Annotated in this window: 15 protein-coding genes and 1 tRNA gene; 3 read left to right on the top strand and 13 right to left on the bottom strand. The window is 64.0% G+C overall.

Features of this window, described 5'->3' with window-relative positions; genetic code table 11:
• Positions 1–52: 52 nt before the first annotated feature.
• Positions 53–1,198, top strand: a complete 1,146-nt coding sequence (locus tag AB8717_RS11010; RefSeq protein WP_443747381.1) for an acyltransferase family protein — start codon at positions 53–55, stop codon at positions 1,196–1,198.
• Between the two features lie 11 nt (positions 1,199–1,209).
• Positions 1,210–3,096, top strand: coding sequence for a glycoside hydrolase (locus tag AB8717_RS11005; RefSeq protein WP_443747380.1), 1,887 nt, complete (start codon positions 1,210–1,212; stop codon positions 3,094–3,096).
• Between the two features lie 51 nt (positions 3,097–3,147).
• Here AB8717_RS11005 and nusG read toward each other — a convergent pair whose 3' ends face one another.
• The 9 genes from nusG to AB8717_RS10960 form a co-directional block, all read right to left on the bottom strand.
• A complete protein-coding gene (gene nusG / locus AB8717_RS11000; protein ID WP_443747379.1) occupies positions 3,148–3,723 on the bottom strand; it encodes a transcription termination/antitermination protein NusG in 576 nt (191 codons plus the stop codon).
• Between the two features lie 11 nt (positions 3,724–3,734).
• On the bottom strand, positions 3,735–4,049 hold the full coding sequence (secE, locus tag AB8717_RS10995) for a preprotein translocase subunit SecE (protein ID WP_443747378.1): 315 nt from the start codon (positions 4,047–4,049) through the stop codon (positions 3,735–3,737).
• Between the two features lie 102 nt (positions 4,050–4,151).
• Positions 4,152–4,227: transfer RNA gene (locus AB8717_RS10990), tRNA-Trp, on the bottom strand.
• 120 nt (positions 4,228–4,347) lie between these two features.
• Positions 4,348–5,583 carry an endo-1,4-beta-xylanase gene (locus AB8717_RS10985; RefSeq protein WP_443747377.1) on the bottom strand — a complete coding sequence of 412 codons (1,236 nt, stop codon included), beginning with the start codon at positions 5,581–5,583 and terminating at the stop codon, positions 4,348–4,350.
• Between the two features lie 105 nt (positions 5,584–5,688).
• On the bottom strand, positions 5,689–6,786 hold the full coding sequence (locus AB8717_RS10980; protein WP_443747376.1) for an endo-1,4-beta-xylanase: 1,098 nt from the start codon (positions 6,784–6,786) through the stop codon (positions 5,689–5,691).
• 44 nt (positions 6,787–6,830) lie between these two features.
• Complete coding sequence (locus tag AB8717_RS10975) at positions 6,831–8,837, bottom strand: DUF3857 domain-containing transglutaminase family protein (protein ID WP_443747375.1); 2,007 nt, start codon at positions 8,835–8,837, stop codon at positions 6,831–6,833.
• A 112-nt stretch (positions 8,838–8,949) separates the two neighbouring features.
• Entirely contained in the window at positions 8,950–9,426 is a 477-nt protein-coding gene (locus tag AB8717_RS10970) for a hypothetical protein (RefSeq protein WP_443747374.1), read from the bottom strand.
• Between the two features lie 89 nt (positions 9,427–9,515).
• The gene (locus AB8717_RS10965; protein WP_443747373.1) at positions 9,516–10,346 is read right to left on the bottom strand and encodes a GIN domain-containing protein; all 831 of its coding nucleotides are present in this window, start codon (positions 10,344–10,346) and stop codon (positions 9,516–9,518) included.
• Positions 10,347–10,452: 106 nt separating this feature from the next.
• Positions 10,453–11,412, bottom strand: coding sequence for a glucokinase (locus AB8717_RS10960; RefSeq protein ID WP_443747372.1), 960 nt, complete (start codon positions 11,410–11,412; stop codon positions 10,453–10,455).
• A 150-nt stretch (positions 11,413–11,562) separates the two neighbouring features.
• Between AB8717_RS10960 and AB8717_RS10955 the strand changes: the two genes are divergently transcribed.
• Positions 11,563–13,122 carry a hypothetical protein gene (locus AB8717_RS10955; RefSeq protein ID WP_443747371.1) on the top strand — a complete coding sequence of 520 codons (1,560 nt, stop codon included), beginning with the start codon at positions 11,563–11,565 and terminating at the stop codon, positions 13,120–13,122.
• Here the strand turns inward: AB8717_RS10955 and AB8717_RS10950 are convergent, their stop codons facing one another.
• From AB8717_RS10950 to AB8717_RS10935, 4 genes are all read right to left on the bottom strand, one after another.
• Positions 13,123–15,333: a DPP IV N-terminal domain-containing protein gene (locus tag AB8717_RS10950; RefSeq protein ID WP_443747370.1), complete on the bottom strand. Its 2,211-nt coding sequence runs from the start codon at positions 15,331–15,333 to the stop codon at positions 13,123–13,125.
• A gap of 123 nt (positions 15,334–15,456) precedes the next feature.
• On the bottom strand, positions 15,457–15,678 hold the full coding sequence (locus AB8717_RS10945; protein WP_443747369.1) for a putative signal transducing protein: 222 nt from the start codon (positions 15,676–15,678) through the stop codon (positions 15,457–15,459).
• A gap of 39 nt (positions 15,679–15,717) precedes the next feature.
• The gene (locus tag AB8717_RS10940; RefSeq protein ID WP_443747368.1) at positions 15,718–16,521 is read right to left on the bottom strand and encodes a helix-turn-helix domain-containing protein; all 804 of its coding nucleotides are present in this window, start codon (positions 16,519–16,521) and stop codon (positions 15,718–15,720) included.
• Between the two features lie 51 nt (positions 16,522–16,572).
• Positions 16,573–17,124: a carboxymuconolactone decarboxylase family protein gene (locus AB8717_RS10935; RefSeq protein WP_443747367.1), complete on the bottom strand. Its 552-nt coding sequence runs from the start codon at positions 17,122–17,124 to the stop codon at positions 16,573–16,575.
• Positions 17,125–17,136 lie beyond the last annotated feature (12 nt).

Here is a 17,136-nt window from a genome sequence, read left to right as displayed (position 1 = left end):
CCGGGACCGGTTTCCGTGGGGTGGAAACGTTGCGTAATTCAGGGGGATTACAATGGAAAGCCGTCGTTCGATCGGGCCCGATATCCTGCGGGGGCTGGCCGTCCTGCTGGTCGCCACGGCGCACATGCCCTATGGCCACTTGCCGGAATCGTTCTCGACCTGGGTAAGCCGTAATGGCTGGTACGGCGTCGATATCTTCTTTGTCCTTTCGGGATACCTGATCGGCAGCGAGCTGTTGCGGCCGGTCCAGGCGGGGGATACGCCCAACCTGCTGGTCTTCTATACCAAGCGGGTCTTCCGCATCCTGCCGGTCTTCTGGCTCGTATTGGCGGTCTATGTCCTCTTCCCGTCCCTGCGCGAAGGCCCGACCATGGCGTCCGCCTGGCGTTTCGCGACCTTCACCGTCAATTTCGGCCTGGATATCAATGTGGCGCGATCCTTTTCGCACGCCTGGTCGCTGTGCGTGGAGGAGCATTTCTATCTCGTCCTGCCTTGGCTGATCCTTTTGTTTCACAAGCTGAAGATCAGGTGGCTGCCCCTGGCCACCGTCGCTGGCCTGGTTATCGGCGGTATGGTCGTGCGTTACGTGTCCTGGCACGCCGCGCAGTCGGCCGGCGGGCATCCGGTCGATTTCCTGCGCCTGGTCTATTATCCCAGCTGGTGCCGCCTCGATGGCCTGACGGCGGGCGTCGCCCTGGCGGCCTTGCGCCTGTTCCATGGCGGCCTGTGGGCGCGCCTGGCCCGGCCGCTGTGGCTGCTGCCCGTGTCACTGGCCTGCATCGGCACGGCGGTGACGATGACATTCGCGACGGGCCAGATCCTCGATGCGGCCAGCAGCGTGCTTGTCTATCCGCTGTTTTCGTTCGGCGTCATGCTGCTTCTTGCAGCGCTGATCGAACTTGAAGTTCGTTTGCAGCCCGTGCGCTGGACGGGCATCGGCTTTATCGCCGGGATTTCCTACAGCCTCTATCTCTGTCAGAAACTGGTCTATGCGGCGGATATCCGCTGGCTGCCGGCGGGTTGGGTGCAAGGCTGGAGCGCGGTCGCGGTCTTTTATCTCAGCGTCATCGCGGTCGCCACCCTGCTGTGGCTGGCGGTGGAAAGGCCGTTCCTGATGATGCGTAAGCGCGTATTGCCGATGGTCACGCGAAATGGCGTCGGCGCGTCGAAGGTCATGCGTCAAGGCCAGGTCTTATGATGGATATTCCCATGCCCAGATTGCCCCTCCTTATCATCCTCCTGTCGGGCCTGGCGGCGCCGGCGGTTCAGGCGTCTCCCCTCACCGTCCGCGCGGGCGCGGTGACATACACGGTCGATCCGGAGACACTGAAAATCGACGCCGTGCCGGACAAGGGGGCGGCGGTCGCTATCATGCCGGCCCTGCATGCGGCCGAAGCCGCAGCGGTGACGCGTAACGGCGCCGGCTGGCGGTGGAGCGATGCCGAGGGGCGGACGCTGACTCTGGGAACGGACGGCCCTGCCCTGCGCCTGACGATCACCGCCGTGCCGGGCGCCGATCTCAGCTGGCCCCTGCCCCAGGCAACCGAAGGGACCTGGTTGGTGCCGGACGGCGAAGGTATGGCCTATGCGGTCGGCGACACCTTCTGGCGCACGCAGTACGCGCACGAGCATTGCATGGGTGCGACCGCCTCGCTCTCCATGCCGGCCTGGAGCCATCTCAATGACGGACAGGCCGTCACCTATGCCTTGGCGGACGGTTTGGAGTCCAGGCTGTGCCTGCATGACCAGGACGGCTTGCAGGGACGCCTGTCACACAGCTTCACGCGCGGCGCCGAGACGGTCGATTTGATGGTCGACGTCGGCGCGCCCGATCCGCTGGCGCCGGCCCTCTTCTATCGGCAATACATGAAGGCGCACGGACAATTCGTGCCGTTCAAGGCGAAGGCCGTGCCGGGCCTGCCGCGCCTGTTCGGCGCACCCCAGGCCTATGTCTGGGGCGACGGCCGCGACCTGGGCTTCCTCGACGACCTGAAGGCGCTGGGCATCGATCGCATTACCATCAGCTACGACCAGGACCCGGGTTCGAGCAAGGCTCTGGTCGGTAACGCCTACCTGGTCAGGGCGAAGGCGATGGGCTACCTGGCCGGGCCGTACGAATCCTTCGACAACGGCCAGCCCCTGGGCACGGCCGATATGCCGTCAGCCATGTGGTACGACCTCTATCCGTCGGGCTGCATCATCAAGGCCGACGGCCAGGTGATGACCGGGTTCGCCAACCGGGGCTGCGAGATGTCCAGCGAGGCCATCGCCAGGCACCCGGGCGCGCCCAGTCCGGGGTCGCGTTATGCCCGCCATGTCGCCGACGGCGCCAGCCAGCTCTTTGTCGATGTGGACGCCTTCGGCGACTTCAAGGAAGACTTCAGTCCCGACCATCCCATGACGCTGGATCGAGATCGCGCCAACCGGCTGGCGCGGCTGGGACTTGCGATCCGCAAATATAAGCTGGTTCTGGGCTCGGAGAATGTGACGGCATGGAGCAGCGGCGTCGCTCACTATTCCCACGGCACGGCCCAGACCCACGCCAGCGCCATCTGGCCCTTGTCGAACGACAAGCGCTTCGGCGGCTACTGGCCGCCCGAGCGTCCCGGCCGGTTCTTCAAGCCATTCACGCCGACGCCGGATGAGGCGCGCAGCCTGTTCGGCTCGGCCGACCGTTTGCCGCTGTTCGAAGCCGCCTTCCACGATTCTGTCGTAGCGGCCGACCGCTGGGAATTCGGAATGGCCAAGGTGGCGGGCGTCGAGCGGCTGCGTTTCGCCCGTGCCCTGCTCTATGGCACGCCGACAATGTGGAACCTTGACCGCAAGGAATTGGCCCGCGTCGCGCCGTGGCTGAAGGCGGCGCGCGACGATTTCCGCATCGCGCATGGCGACGGCACACCCGTGGCCCTGACCGGGTTCCGCTGGCTGAGTGACGACCGCCAGGTCCAGGAAATACGCTATGCCGATGGCCACGTCCTGACCGCCAATTTCGGCGCCGTCGCCTGGCAGGGACTTGGACCGGATTGCGTACGCGTCGTCAGGCGCGGCAAGAGCACGGACCTTTGTCCGCCGGCAGATCTGCCGCCGTTCAAATGAAAAAGCGCCCCGGTTGCCCGGAGCGCTTTTCGAATTCCATATGAGGTGTGATTAAGCCGTTTTCTCGACCTGGCCGTATTCCAGGTCGACCGGCGTGGCGCGGCCGAAGATCGACACCGAGACGCGCAGACGGGCATGTTCCTGGTCGACGCTTTCGACGACGCCGTCGAACGAAGCAAAGTGGCCGCCGACGATCTTGACCTTTTCGCCGATCTCGAACGACATGGCGGGCTTGGGACGCTCGACCGCGGCGGTCTGGTTGCCCAGGATCGCCTGGACTTCCTTTTCACTGACCGGCATGGGCTTGGAGCCCGAACCGAGGAAGCCCGTGACCTTGGGCGTGTTCTTGACCAGGTGATAGGCCTCGTCCGACAGTTCCATCTTCACCAGGACGTAGCCCGGGAAGAACTTGCGTTCCGAGTTGAACTTGCGGCCGCGGCGGATTTCCACGACCTCTTCGGTCGGAACCAGGATTTCCGAGAACTTGTCTTCCAGGCCTTGCGACTTGGCCTGTTCGCGCAACGATTCCGCCACCTTCTTTTCGAAGTTGGAATAGGCGTGGACGATGTACCACTTGTGGTTCGGATTCGAGACCGGAGCCGTTACGTCGACAGCAGGAGAAGCCATGTCTTTTGCCTTTAGCCTTGGCCGATTTTGGTGAGAAGCGTCGTAAGGAAGCCGAGGGCGCCATCGACGACGAAGAAGAACAGGCCCGCGACCACGACCATGATAAGCACCATGACCGTCGTGATCCAGGTTTCCTTGCGCGAGGTCCAGGTGATCTTGCGCGCTTCCTGACGGACTTCGGCGATGAAGCGGCCCGGATTGAACGGCTTCTTGGGCTCGGCGGCGACCGCCGCGGCCTTCACCGGTTCGATCTTGCCGATCGCCGTGCCGCCTTGCGGGGCGACCTGCACCTTGTTGCCTTGCGGCTTGGCAGTTGGTTTCTTCACCGTCTAACGCCTATCCTGTTCGACCCGCCGCGACTGGCGCGGCTTTCAAACAACAGAAATGAGGCTCGAAAACGGTTTTTCAAGCCTCGTCAATTCGAAGAGTGGCAGGGGCAGAGGGACTCGAACCCACGACTTCCGGTTTTGGAGACCGGCGCTCTACCAGCTGAGCTATACCCCTATTGTCAGCCTCGCATCGAAGCCGGTGCGAAGCAGGAGGGCAGCGATGTATCAGCGCTCGCGCCAAAGGGCAACAGGCTTGTTGCGATTTTGCACATCTGTTGCGGGCACGGCCTACGGCCTATGGCGTAAACGTCGGATCGCTGACCGCCCAGAAGGCCGCCTTGGGATTGCCGGACGTGTCGAACAGCAGCGGATAGTTGTTGCGCACGATCGGGAACGAACTCAGCCAGGTGTGGTTGTCGGCCACGCCCCACATGGTCACCGACTTGACGCTGGAATGGCTGGTGAACAGGTTGAACATGGCGCGGTACTGGACCGCCTGGTCGTGCATGGCCGTCGTATAGGCCGCCGTTCCCGCCGTGATCTGCGCCTGGCAGCCCGAAGCCGGTGACGAATAGCAACTGCCCGGATCATTGTAGAGCGAGATGTCGAGCTCGGTGATGTGGTTGATCAGGCTGCGGTTCTCGACCGCCGTCAGGGCCGCCCCGACATTGGCAACCGGCGGATAGCTGGTGTTGATATGGAGCTGGTGGCCGACGCCGTCGATCGGCACGCCGCGCCCCAGCATGGTGTCGACGATGGTCATCAGCCGGCCGAGCTTGGCCGAATCCTCCGTCGAATATTCGTTGATGAACAGCTGGACGGTCGGATCGGCGGCGCGGGCGGCGCGGAAGGCGTATTCGATATAGGCGTCGCCGAAGATCTGGTACCATTGCGAATTGCGGTAGGTGCTCGAGCCGTCGTCGCTGGTGACCTCGTTGACCACGTCCCAGCAATAGACCTTGCCCTTGAAGTGCGTGACCACGTCGGTGATGTAGGTTTCAAGCCGCGAACGCACCAGCGCCTTGTAGCCGGCGTCGGTCGGATCGCCCGCAAAGAACCAGGACGGGGATGTCTGGTGCCAGACAAGGTTGTGGCCGCGCACGGCGATGCCGTTGGCCTGGGCGTAGGCGATCAGCAAATCGGCCTGGCTGTAGTCGTAGACACCGGCCGATACCCCGATCGGACTGGCCTTCATGACGCTTTCGGCGGTAATGCTGGAAGCGTGCTTGACCAGGACGGCATTGGTGATGGTCTGCGAGGTCAGGCCCGGATCGACCGCCATGCCGATCTTGAAGTTCGAGGCGAAGGTCGTCTTCAATGCCGGCGCGGTCGCGGGATCGGGCAGCCCGCCGGTCGCGGACGACGAGGACGATGAAGACGACGACGAGGAAGACGAACTGGAGCTTGAGCTCGACGACGAACCGCCGCCGCTGGAAAAACCGCCGCCTCCGCCACCGCCGCCGCAGGCTGAAAGAATGGACGCTGCACCCGCACCGAAAAGCACGGCACGCCGGCTGGCTGCCTTGGTCATAACTCGCTCCCTGTTCCGTAGTATTTGTATAATTATCTTTATGTGGCAAAAGCTTAGCGCGGCGGGCCTTTCGCCGTCAAGCTGCCGTGGCAGCGCTTCCACGCGCTATTCGGCGGGGTGCGTCGTATCGGCCACGGCCCGGAAGGCCGGTTTGGGCTTACCCTGGGCGTCGAACAGCAGAGGGTAGTTTTTGCGCATTATCGGATAGGCATCGAGCCAGGTCTGGTCGTCAGCCACACCCCAGGTGGTCACCGAGGTCACGCTCTTGTGGGCCGTGAACAGGTCGAACAGGGAGCGGTACATGTCGGCCTGGGCCTTGAGGGCGGCGTCGTAGGCCGCGCTGCCGGGCAGGATCTCCGGCTGGCAGCCTGCCGGCGGCGTATCCCAGCACGAGGCGGGATCGCCGTAGACCGAGATGTCGAGCTCGGTGACGTGGCTGACCAGCCCCCTCGCCTCCACGGCGGCCAGGGCCGGTTCGATGTCGGCGGCGGTCGTAGAGCCGATGCTGAGATGAAGCTGGTGGCCGACACCATCTACAGGCACGCCGCGCTTCAGCTTTTCGTCGAGTATGGTCATGAAGCGCTGACGCTTGTCGGGCTTTTCCAGGCCGTAGTCGTTCAGGAAAAGCTGCACCGCCGGGTCGGCGGCCCGGGCGGCGCGGAAGGCGATGTCTATATAGTCAGGGCCGAGGACCTGGTGCCAGCGCGAGTCCCGGTAGGCGCCCCCGCCCACGTCGGCGCCAGAGTCGGCGGCCGCTTCGTTGACGACATCCCAGGCATAGACCTTGCCGCGGAAATGCGACACGACATTGACGACGTAGGTTTCGAGCCGGGCCTGGACGCGCGACGCGTACGCGGCGTCGGCGGGATCGCCGGCAAAGAACCAGTCCGACGCTCGTTTGTGCCAGCACAGGGTATGGCCGCGCACGGCAATGCCGTGGCTGCGGGCGAAATCGACCAGGGCGTCGGCATCGCCGAAACTGTAGATATCGGCGGCGACGCCCATCGGATCGGGCTTCATCACTTCGCAGGCGGTGATGCTGCTGGCGTGTTTGATCAGGATGTCGCGCGCCGGAGGTTCCACGGCCACCCAGGGATCGACCGCCATGCCGATTTTGAAATGATCCCTGAAGACGTCCTTCAGCGCGGGGATATCGCTTGTGCCGGCGCGCGCCACCGCCGGTGCCAGAAAGGCGGCGGCCAACGTCGTCAGCGCCGCGCGCCGGCTTAAGCCTCGACGGGGTGCGATCACAACTTTCCGAAGGCTGCCAGCGCAGCCACGGCGATCGCCGGGATAGCGGCCCAGATGGCGGCGCGCATCAGGAAGCCCGGCAGCCAGGTGACGACACGGTTCTCCTGCACGCGGACGGCCAGGCGGTCGAAGCTGGTCAGCTCGTGATAGGCCTGGTCGAGCGCGGTCTTTTCCTGCGGCGTCAGCCACGGCCGGTTGACCGCGTAGTCGCGCACGGCCTCATAGCCCTCGGCCGTCTTGCGGGGCGCGAAGCTGAGGGTCACGCCGCCGAAATCCCAGGTCTTGCCTTTCAGCGGCAGATCTAGGTCGTAATCGGTCTTGATGATGGTCGTGATGCGGCCTTCGCGCACGTCGCCCATGTCGAACGGATAGTAGCGGCGGCCGCCTGGCTCCTCGGCCACATAGTCGAAGCCGGATTCGGGGCTGAAGAAGATGCGCTCGAACTGGGCGCCCGTGCGGTGCCACGGGTTCGGCGTCGTCACCAGCGTATTGATGGTGATCTCGTTGGTCTTGCGGTCGTCGACCATCTGCGGAATGGCGCACATGTTCATGCCGTAGATGTAGCTGAACAGGGCGCAGCGGTCCTCGATATAACTGCTCAGACTCTGGTATTGCAGCGCGCGGCGGACGCCGTCGGCGCGGGCGCCGCGATAGATGTAGTCGATCTCGATCATCGTCTCGCGATGATCCTTGCCATTTGCAAGCTTCGGCAGATGGATGGTCTCGCGCACCTCGTAATCGAGGCTGGGGCGCTTATCCATCATGCGGATCAGGTCGGCGCCGGGCTTGAGGATCAGAGCGTGGCCCAGATCGTTCTGCGCCAGGTGGTCGAGGTCGCCGCCCTGCGGCACGTCGGACGTGCCTTCGAACCAGTAGGTCCTGCCTTCATGGTAGCACATGGAAATGCAGTGGTTGAAGGCGCCCAGGCGTGGCGGCTGGTTCTTCAGGTCGTGGCCGCGGCGGGTGTCGACCAGCGCCGGGTAGGATTCGATGCCCATGCGCGTCAGCATAGCGGCGATCGTCTTGGACACGTCCTTGCAGTCGCCGATCCGGTCCTGGTAGATCTGTTGCAGGGTGCGCGGCACGAAGCCGCCTTCGCCGAACGAGAAGGCGAAGTAGCGGATGTTTTCCTGCACCCAGCGTACGGCGGCGACGATGCGGTCCTTGGGATCCTTGTGCGCCGTCTCTATGTCCGCAATCACTTGCAAAAGGCCAGCGGGATAGTCCGTGTCGCCTTCGAAGCCCGCGCGCATCAGGTCGGCGACGCGTTCCCAGCTGTCGATGCTGGTGGTGAAGAAGCCGCGCGACGGGATGACCCAGCCCGGCATGTCCTGCTCGTAGTCGCAGGGCGGGACCTGTTCGTCGTCCCAGGTCAGCTCGGTCGAGCCGTCGGGCATGGCGGCCTTCTTGGGCTCGAACCAGCCGGCGGCGAACGGTTTCAGGATCAGCTTGCGCGTCGGCGGCACGATCATGCGGACGTGGCGGCGCTCCCAGTACATGCCGCTTTGCAGCGGCACGGGCATGGAGATTTCGCCCTGGAAGCAGGCCGGGTCGCCGGCCAGGGTCATGGCCGTGTCGATGATGTCGCCCACGCGGACGTCCGGCAGGTTGATCGCCATGGTCCAGCGGCCGTCGAGCACAAGGCGCTCGAAACTGCGTTCGCGGCGCATGACGAAGTAGCGCTTTTCGACATCGACCGGGATGATCTCGTCGCCGCGCAGGATGCGGATATGGTGTATGGTCAGGTCGTCGTAATAGGGATTGAACGGCAACATGACGTTGGCCAGGTAATCCAGCGACGACAGGTTGACGACTTCCTCGATGGTGCGGTTGTAGCGTTGCGGGCGGACGTCGAGGCGGCTCTGGTCGTCGACGAGCCAGGTGTACATGCCCCACGGCGCCTTGCCCTGGTCGAGTTTTGCCGGGCGCTTGAAATCGAGTTCCTTGACCCACGAAGGCGCTGGAGCGAACTGAATGCGCCGCCTGACATCTTCCTCGAACACGTCCCACCCTCTTTTTCGTCAACCCTTGTGATAATCGTTAACACAGGGCCGTGCGGCGAAAAAGGGCTAAACCGCAACAGGTTGAGTGGAACCGACAGAGTTAGCCAGCCTGTCACCCGCACATCTCTTTGCCTTCGGGATCAGTCTCGAGAACGGATTCGTGCAGGCCATTTACCGCTCGGCCGGGGCGCCCATCGGCATCGACCTCGAACAAGCCCCAGGCCAGATCATCGACAGATTTGTCTTCGCCCTCCAGGTCCGGGTCGTCCAGCAGATAGCATAGCCTGAAAAGAAGCTGCCATTGCAAGGTGCGGACGACAGTCGTCAGGTCGCCCGCATCGCACCCGAGATCGAGCAGGCGCCGCAATGCCGGGGCGATCGCACCGCCCGGGCCGTGCGGAGGCGTGGTCAACGCGCGTGACATCCATGCAGTGTCGCCATTATGCACGATATTTTTCCACGCCTGGCGCAGAAACAGAAAACGGTGCAACTGCGGAATGTCTTCCTGAATCTGTGAGTTGGCCCAATTTTCAGGGTTTGGCGCTCCCAATTTTGCGAAAAGCGCCGAAAGCGCCGCCTTATCGTCCATCAGGCTCCTCCATCAGTTGATCGAGTACTCTGAAACAAAGAAGCGGCGCCCTGTCGAGCGCCGCCTTCGAAGGTCGTAGCGACGGCAGGTTACTGCCCGATCACTACATTGCCCGAGCCCATGATGGATTTCGAGACATTGCCGGTGACGCGCTTCAGGCGGACGTCGCCGGAGCCGACGATATTGACCTCGACATCCTTGACCTCGCCGCCGAAGCGCACGTCGCCCGAACCGGCGATATTGACTTCGAGCCTCGGCATCGCGCCGTCGGTGACGATGACATTGCCCGAGCCGCCGATATTGACCTCGGCCGTACCGTTGATGCGCGTCACCGCGATGTCGCCGTTGCCGCCGATATTGGCTTCCATCGCCTGGACATTGGCGCCGCGGAAATTGCCCGAGCCACCGATATTGATTTCCAGGTCCTTCGTGCTTCCGGCGGTCACGTCGCCCGAACCGCCGATATTGATCTCGGCCTTGCCCGCCACGTCGCCGACGGTCCAGTTGCCGCAGCCGCCCTGGCTGAATTCCAGCGACTGCGACGGCCCCAGCTGGCCGAAGGTGGCGCCGCCGGCGGCCACCGACGCGTTCAGCGGCACCTTGATATAGATGGTCGGCAGGTCGGTGGAAGCGAGCGTGCCCTGTCCGTCCACCGACACGGCATTGTTGCCCTTGCATTGCAGGTGCTTGCCCTTGAGCTTGCCGTCGGCCACCAGCTTGTTGCCGACCGTGTGGAGCATGATCTGAGGCAGTTGCGACTTGCCGTAGGCGACCTTGAGATCGACATCGGCGCGGTTTTCCGGGGTCACGACGACGCGCGCCGCCACGTCCTTCAGTTCGACCTCGGTCGAGGCCATGGCAGCCCCGGCCACGCCCAAAGCCAGGATGGAAACGGCCGAAGCCAGAACGAATGTCTTCATTGCGAACAGGTCCCTGCTGATGCCCTTTGGCGGGCGATGGCGGGACAATGGACTTTCGTTGCACGCGCGACAACTTAAAAGCTTGTCATGAAACGGTTGTAATAAATTACGCGCCGGCCGCGTCGAACAGGGTGCTGATACCGAGAATTTCGCTGTCGGGCACGGTGATGCGGTAGACCGGAATGTCGCGTACGTAGCTCGATACCCGGCCCTTGTCGTAGAAGCGCGCGGCGAAAACGGCCGGATCGAACAGAGGGCCCAGCTCTTCGAGGAAGCTGCCGCTGAGATAGACCCCGCCCCTGGCCCCGGTCATCAGCGCGAAGTCGCTGGCGGTTCCGGCATAGATTTCGGTTTGCAAGCGAACGGCCTGGGCCGCGCGGGCGTCGCTGACGCAGGCCAGGGCCAGGATTTCCTCGATGGACGGCGTCTCGGTCGCGTCGCCTTCGATCGCGGCCAGGCATGACCACAATTCCCTTAGGCCCTTGGCCGATACGGCGTGCTCGCGCGACACGTGGCCGTATTTGCGCATCAGCACGCGCAGGATCTCGATTTCCAGTTCGGTGCGCGGGGCGAAGTCGGCGTGGCCGCCTTCGCAATGGCTGGCGACCCAGCCGCCGTGGCCGTTTGGCGACAGGAAGGCGCCGCCCAGACCCGTCATCGGCCCGATGACGGCGACGACGTGGCCCGGCGGGCCTTCTTCTCCGCAGATATGCTGGCGCTCGTGCGCCTCCAGGATGGGCAGGGCCAGGGCTTCGGCGACGAAGTTGTTGACCAGCTTGACGCCCGCCACGTTCAGCAGTTGCGTCAGACGCGACCGTTTCAGCGTAAAGCCGAAATGCACCAGGTCGATCTGACCGTCCATGTCCCAGCCCGAGGTCGAAAAGGCGCCGGCCATCAACTGCGGCTGGCCTTGTTCGGCCAGGAAGTCGCCTATGGCGCCTTCGAAATCGTCGAGACTGGCGCAGGCATAGGTCTGGACGACGTCGGGCCTTTGACCGGCATCCGCCAGCGCCAACTGGACGTACGATCCGCTGCTGAGTTCGCCGAGCAGGACCTTGCCGGACATGCGCTTACCCCGTTTTGCCTTCGCTTGTCCGAAGAGTCCGCCGTGGAGGTTAAAAGAGTATTGCCGCGATATGTCTTCGTCCTCAAAACAGACGGTTAAGTCATTTTCAACCAAGAAGGCGCAGCCTGAACTAAAGGTAGAGTGCCGACCATGCCCGAGACCAGCGAAGGCCGCGTTTCCACAATCGTCGAGGACGCGTCCGGGCGGCTTTTCCTGACGCTTGAACAGGACGACGCTGCCGAAGTCATCGAGAGGCTGAGGGAAACCCACGCGGATGCGCTGGGCCGCGCCTACCTGTTGCGCCTCGAGTTCCTGGTGGAGCGATTGGGCGGCAAGTGGGATCAGAAGCGCGAGCTTGTTTTCGAGCACCTCAAGGCCGGCTTCGAGCGCAAGTTCCAGGAACCCGACTGGTGCATCCGCATCAATGACGACTGCTTCCTGGTGGTCATCCTGACCCTGGGCGAATACAAGGGTGCCCTGAGCGTCGCGGAGCTGTGGTACACGACGGCGCACTTCTTTATCGGCGACGTGTCGGGGCTGGCGCCGCCGCTTTACGAAGCAATCGCGCACGATGTCGACGTGATGCGTATTGTGCCGATCGACCTGGCCAAATATTTCGACCGCGCCGACGCCCGGCCTTTTCGTGAAGCGAGCGCCGCCGTGCCGGCCGGTAGCGGTGAAGCGCAACGCCGCGCCGCGCCTGTAGGCGTCATGCACCAGATCCAGGGGGCGGGCACCGGCGCGCCGGGGGTCGCGCATGCGCTTACCGGATCGGGCACGGGCGCGGCGGGCACGGCGCAGGCCCTGCAAGGCAGCGGCGCCGGACTGAACGCGGGGGCGTCGCACGCCATCCATGGAAGCGGCGCCGGATTGGCGCCCGGCGTCATGCGCACCATCGAGGCGCCGGCTCCTGCCCCTGCCCCGGCCATGACCGCCATGACCAGTAGCGGCCCGGGAGAAGCCAATACCCTGCGTCCGATCCAGCGCGCCGCCGGGTCGGCGGCGGTGCTGACCGCCGGCAGCCGGCAGCTGCGCGTGGCCTGCGCCATGCAGCCCCTGTTCGAAATGAAGAAGCTGGCCATGATCGGCCACCGCTTCGATCCGGTGGTGACCGAGGCGGGGACCGGGTTTCCGGTCGACGGCAAGGCGCTGGCGGCGCTCGACTGGGCCGACCGCGAAATGATCGACATCGCCAATGTCGAGCAGGGCATTCGGCTTTTGCAGATGCGCGCGCCGGAAAACCGCAGGATGGTGATGTTCGTGCCGGCGGCCTTTTCGACCTTCGCCTCGGCCAAGGCGCGGTCGCGCCTGGCGCCCATGGTCGCCCAGGCCGCGCAGGAGATGGGCCTGAAGGTGCTGTTCGAAATCCGTCATCTGCAAGGCGTGCCGCCCGGCCGGGTGTCGGAAGTCGCGGCTTTGCTGAGACCGTATTGCATGACCACCATGGGGCACGCGCCCGCCGATGTGCGCGCCATCGCGGCGCTTAAGGGCTGCGGCCTGTCGGGCGTCAGCATCGATTCCGACGGGGCGCGCCGGGACGACGCTGCGCTGACGACATATCTGGCGGGGCTGATCACGGCCGCGCGGGCGGCGACCGGAGCGTGCCTGATCCAGGGACTGGACAACCTGCACCAGATGGCGGTTGCCAGGCTGGCCGGCGCCAGCCACGCCACGATCAAGGCATCGGCCTTGATTGCAAGTCGCCAGTAATCAGCTTTCGGGCTTCAGCTTGCGCGTGAAGAAGTCGAGATAGAGCCGATAGCGCTGCAGGTTCTTGGGATTGCCATGCACGCCGTGACGTTCGCCGGGATACAGCATCAGTTCGAACGGCACGCCCTTCTGTTGCAGGGCCAGCATGACGCGCGTCGAGTTCGAGAACTGGACATTGTCGTCGGCCATGCCCTGCATAAGCAGCAGCGAACCCGGCTTCAGGTTGTCGAGCCGGTTCAGCACATCGGAATTCCTGTAACCGTCCGGATTGGCGGCCGGCGTCGACATGTAGCGCTCGGTATAGGCCGTATCGTACAGCGCCCATTGCGTCGGCGGCGCGCCGGCCGCGCCGGCGGCAAACGGCGTGTCCTTCGCCGTCATCGCCATCAGGGTGACAAAGCCGCCCTGCGACCAGCCCATGATGCCGATATGCTTGCCGTCGACATAGGGTTGGGTCTGAAGCCAGTGCGCACCCGCGATCTGGTCATCGATATCGGGACCGCCGAACTGTTTGTAGATGGCGCGGCCGAATTTCACGCTGCGGCCGGGGGTGCCGCGGTTGTCGAGCGTGAAGACGATGAAACCCGCCTCCTGGAACAGGCGTGCCGACGGCGCCACCCAGGTCTTTTTCACAAGGGCCGAGGCCGGGCCACCGTAGATCGAGACGATGACGGGATATTTCTTCGCCGGATCGAACCCCTTGGGCTTAAGCATCGACCAGTGCAGCGTCTGGCCGTCCGCAGCGTTCAGCGTGCCGAATTCCGGCGGCGCATATTCGTCCTTATAGGGCGCGTACGGATGCGAGGCGTCGAGCCTGTTTTCCTCGATCCAGCGCAGGCGCTTGCCCGTGCCGTCGTAAAGTGCCGACTGCGGCGGGGTCTCAGGATCGGAATAGCCGCCGATAAAGGCTGCGCCGCCGCCGCTGACGGTGGCGGTCCACCAGCCGCCGGCCGGCGTCAGGGCGACGGGCTCGGTCGGTTTCTTGTAGCTGACCTTGTACAGGCGGTGCTCGATCGGCGTGTCCTTCGACGCCTCGAAGAAGACCTCGCCGGTCTTTTCGTTGACGTCGCTGATGTGATCGACCGGCCAGTCGCCGTGCGTCACCTGGCGCACGAGCTTGCCCGATGTATCGTAGAGATAGATGTGCTTGTTACCGTCGCGTTCGGACGCCCACAGGAAACCGCCGGACTTTAAAAGCTTGAAGTCGTCATTGAGCTCGACCCAGCTGTCCGACGTTTCGGACAGGGTGACTTGCGACTTGCCAGTATTGGGGTCGACCGCCAGCAGGTCGAGCGTCTTCTGGTCGCGCGACAGACGCTGGACGTAGAGCGTCTTGCCGTCCGCCGACCAGTTGACGCGCGCCAGATAGACGTCCGGGTTCGAACCGAGATCGACCTTGACTTCGGACCCGCCCAGAATCTTGACGTAAAGCTCGACGACGGCGTTCGGCGTGCCGGCGAAGGGATAGCGCTGCTGGACGATATTGACGCCCTCGCCGCCGATCTCGACGCGCTCGGCGATCTTGACGCCCGCCTCATCCGTCTTCTGGTAGGCGATCTGCTTCGCCGTGGGGGACCACCAGTATCCGCTGTGGCGGTCGAGCTCTTCCTGGGCGATGAATTCGGCGGTGGCGTAGGTGGTCGTGCCCTCGCCCTTTGGCGTCACTTGTGTTTCACCATCGGTCTTCAGGTCGCGGACGAACAGGGTCTGGTCGCGCACATAGGATACCGACGTGTTGTCGGGCGAAAGGTGGGCGTCGATCTCGTCGCCCGGCGTGTTGGTCAGACGCCTGATCGCCTTCGTGGCGCGGTCGACCATGTAGACGTCGCCGTCGAGGGGGACCAGGATCGATTTGGAATCTTCGGACCAGTCGTAATCGACGACGCCGCGCGCCGAGACGCGCATGCGCTCGCGCCGCGATTTTTCCGCCTCGGACAGGGCCTTGCCGCTGTCGGACAGCGTATCGGCGTCGATCAGGATGAAGGGATCGCCGCCCTTGACCGGTACGGCCCACAGGTCCTGGACCTGGGCGTTCGTCTTTTTCGGCTGGAGATAGGTCAGAAGCTCGCCGTCGGGTGACAGCTTGACGCCGACCGCCTTGGGGCCCGACAGGTCGGGGTCGGCAAAGATGCGTTCGGGCGTCAGCGGCAGGGCGTTTGCGGCGGCTGCGGGCGCGGCCAGGCTTGGCGAGGTCAGGCTGGTTGTGGCCATAAGAACGGATCCCAACAGGATCAGAGACAATCTGGTTTTCATGGAAGGCGCGGTCCCCACGGGTTATGTCGGAACGCTAAACGGTGGTGCGGCGAAGTCAAGCCTGTTGCATTGGTAACGAAGTTACGGGCGCAACTCGTTTTCAAGCCCGGCATCGACCATAAGGGCCTTGGCCTTTTCGAAATGCTCGGGTGCGATCTGGATGCGCCGCGGAAAGGCGCCGATGGAGCCCTCGGCGGCGCCGATCGCCTGGTCGGCGACGAAGTAGCGGATATTCATGCTTTTCAGCAGAGACTCCACGTAACTGATGAGGACGGGATCGGTGATGCGCATCAACTCTTTCATGCCTCAAGATGTAGAGCGCAATTCTCCGCTTGTGAAGCGTCAGGCATCGCGCATGAAGTGCAAATAGGCGCGCTCGGCATCGTCGTCCGCCGGAAACATCGTTTCGATGCGGATTTCCTGGGCGGTTATGGTCTGGGGCGTGCCGACGGTGGTGATCATGGAAAAGAGGTTTATGACGCCCTCTCCGGTCCGGAAGCCGAGCGGAATCATCGGCATGATGTCCTGTGGCGCAGGCTCGATCTCTTGCGGCACATCGGGATAGCTCATCAGATCCGCGATCAGGGCATGGGTCTTTGCATCGGGCACGCCGCCGGTTGCTTCGCGGCGGATGCGCGACAACAGGCTGCGCGCCGTATCTTCGAAACCGGTGAGACAGGGCCGCAGGCCTGCCGGATCGAACATCAGATGCAGCAGGTTGCGCGGTTTCGGCCGGCTGCCCAGGTCGATGAAGCGGCCGAAAAAGGCCGGCGCGGCGTCGTTGCTGTCGATGACGTTCCAATAGCGGTCCATGACGACGGCGGGAAACGGGTCCTGGTGTTTCAGCATCCGCCGGACCGCGCCGGCAATGGCCTGCATGGCCGGCGCGGTCAGCGGCTCATCACCGTAGACAGGCGCATGGCCTGCCGCGGTCATGATGATGTTGCGCTCCCGCAAGGGCACGTCGAGGGCGTCGCTGAGGTCGACGATCATCTGCCGGCTGGGCGTCGAGCGGCCGGTTTCGACGAAGCTGACGTGCTTTTGCGAAATGCCGGTGTCGAGCGCCAGGTCGAGCTGCGACTTGCCGCGCAGATCGCGCCATTGGCGGAGCAACTGGCCGGCGGTCGTGGGATTGGAAAGAGGCATGGGGCACCGCGCAAAGATAGGCCCGACCTTATCGGCCGGGCCCATAAAGGATCAAGGTCTGGACCAGGCATAGGCGTCGAAGGGCGCCTCGAGCGGGGGCCGCGTGACGCTGCCCGTATAGTTGGTGATCGTCGAAGCCGCCGTGACGGCGATGACTTCGAGCAGATGTTCGCGGCTGAAGCCCGCGCCGAGGAAGCCGTCGATATCCGCCTGGGCCAGCCGGCCGCGCGTCTCGATCAGCGTCCGCGCCAGGTGCGACAGGGCCGCCAATCCGGGCTCGGACGGCAGGCGGCCATCGCGGACGGCGTCGACATCGGCCTGCGAAAGGCCCTGTTGCAAGGCCAGGTAGGAATGGAAGGCGACCGGCCATTCGGAGGCATTTGTCACCGCATTGGTCAGCAGCAAAACCTGGATCTGGCGTTCGGAAAAGCTGCCGCCGTGGACGTTCTGGAACAGCGCGGCCAGGCTGCTGACCAGCACGGGCGAGGTCGACATGGCGCCGGCGATGTTCGGGATAAAGCCGAAGGCGGCCTTCAGGCCGCTGAGGGCCGGCCGGGCGGCTTGCGGGGCGGTTTCAAGCGTGTGGACGGGAAAATCGGTCATGGTCGTGTCTCC

Source organism: Asticcacaulis solisilvae, from assembly GCF_052327315.1.
GTDB classification, from domain to species: domain Bacteria; phylum Pseudomonadota; class Alphaproteobacteria; order Caulobacterales; family Caulobacteraceae; genus Asticcacaulis; species Asticcacaulis solisilvae_B.
The sequence above is the reverse complement of the archived record's forward strand: the minus strand, read 5'-3'. Positions and strand labels throughout refer to the sequence as shown.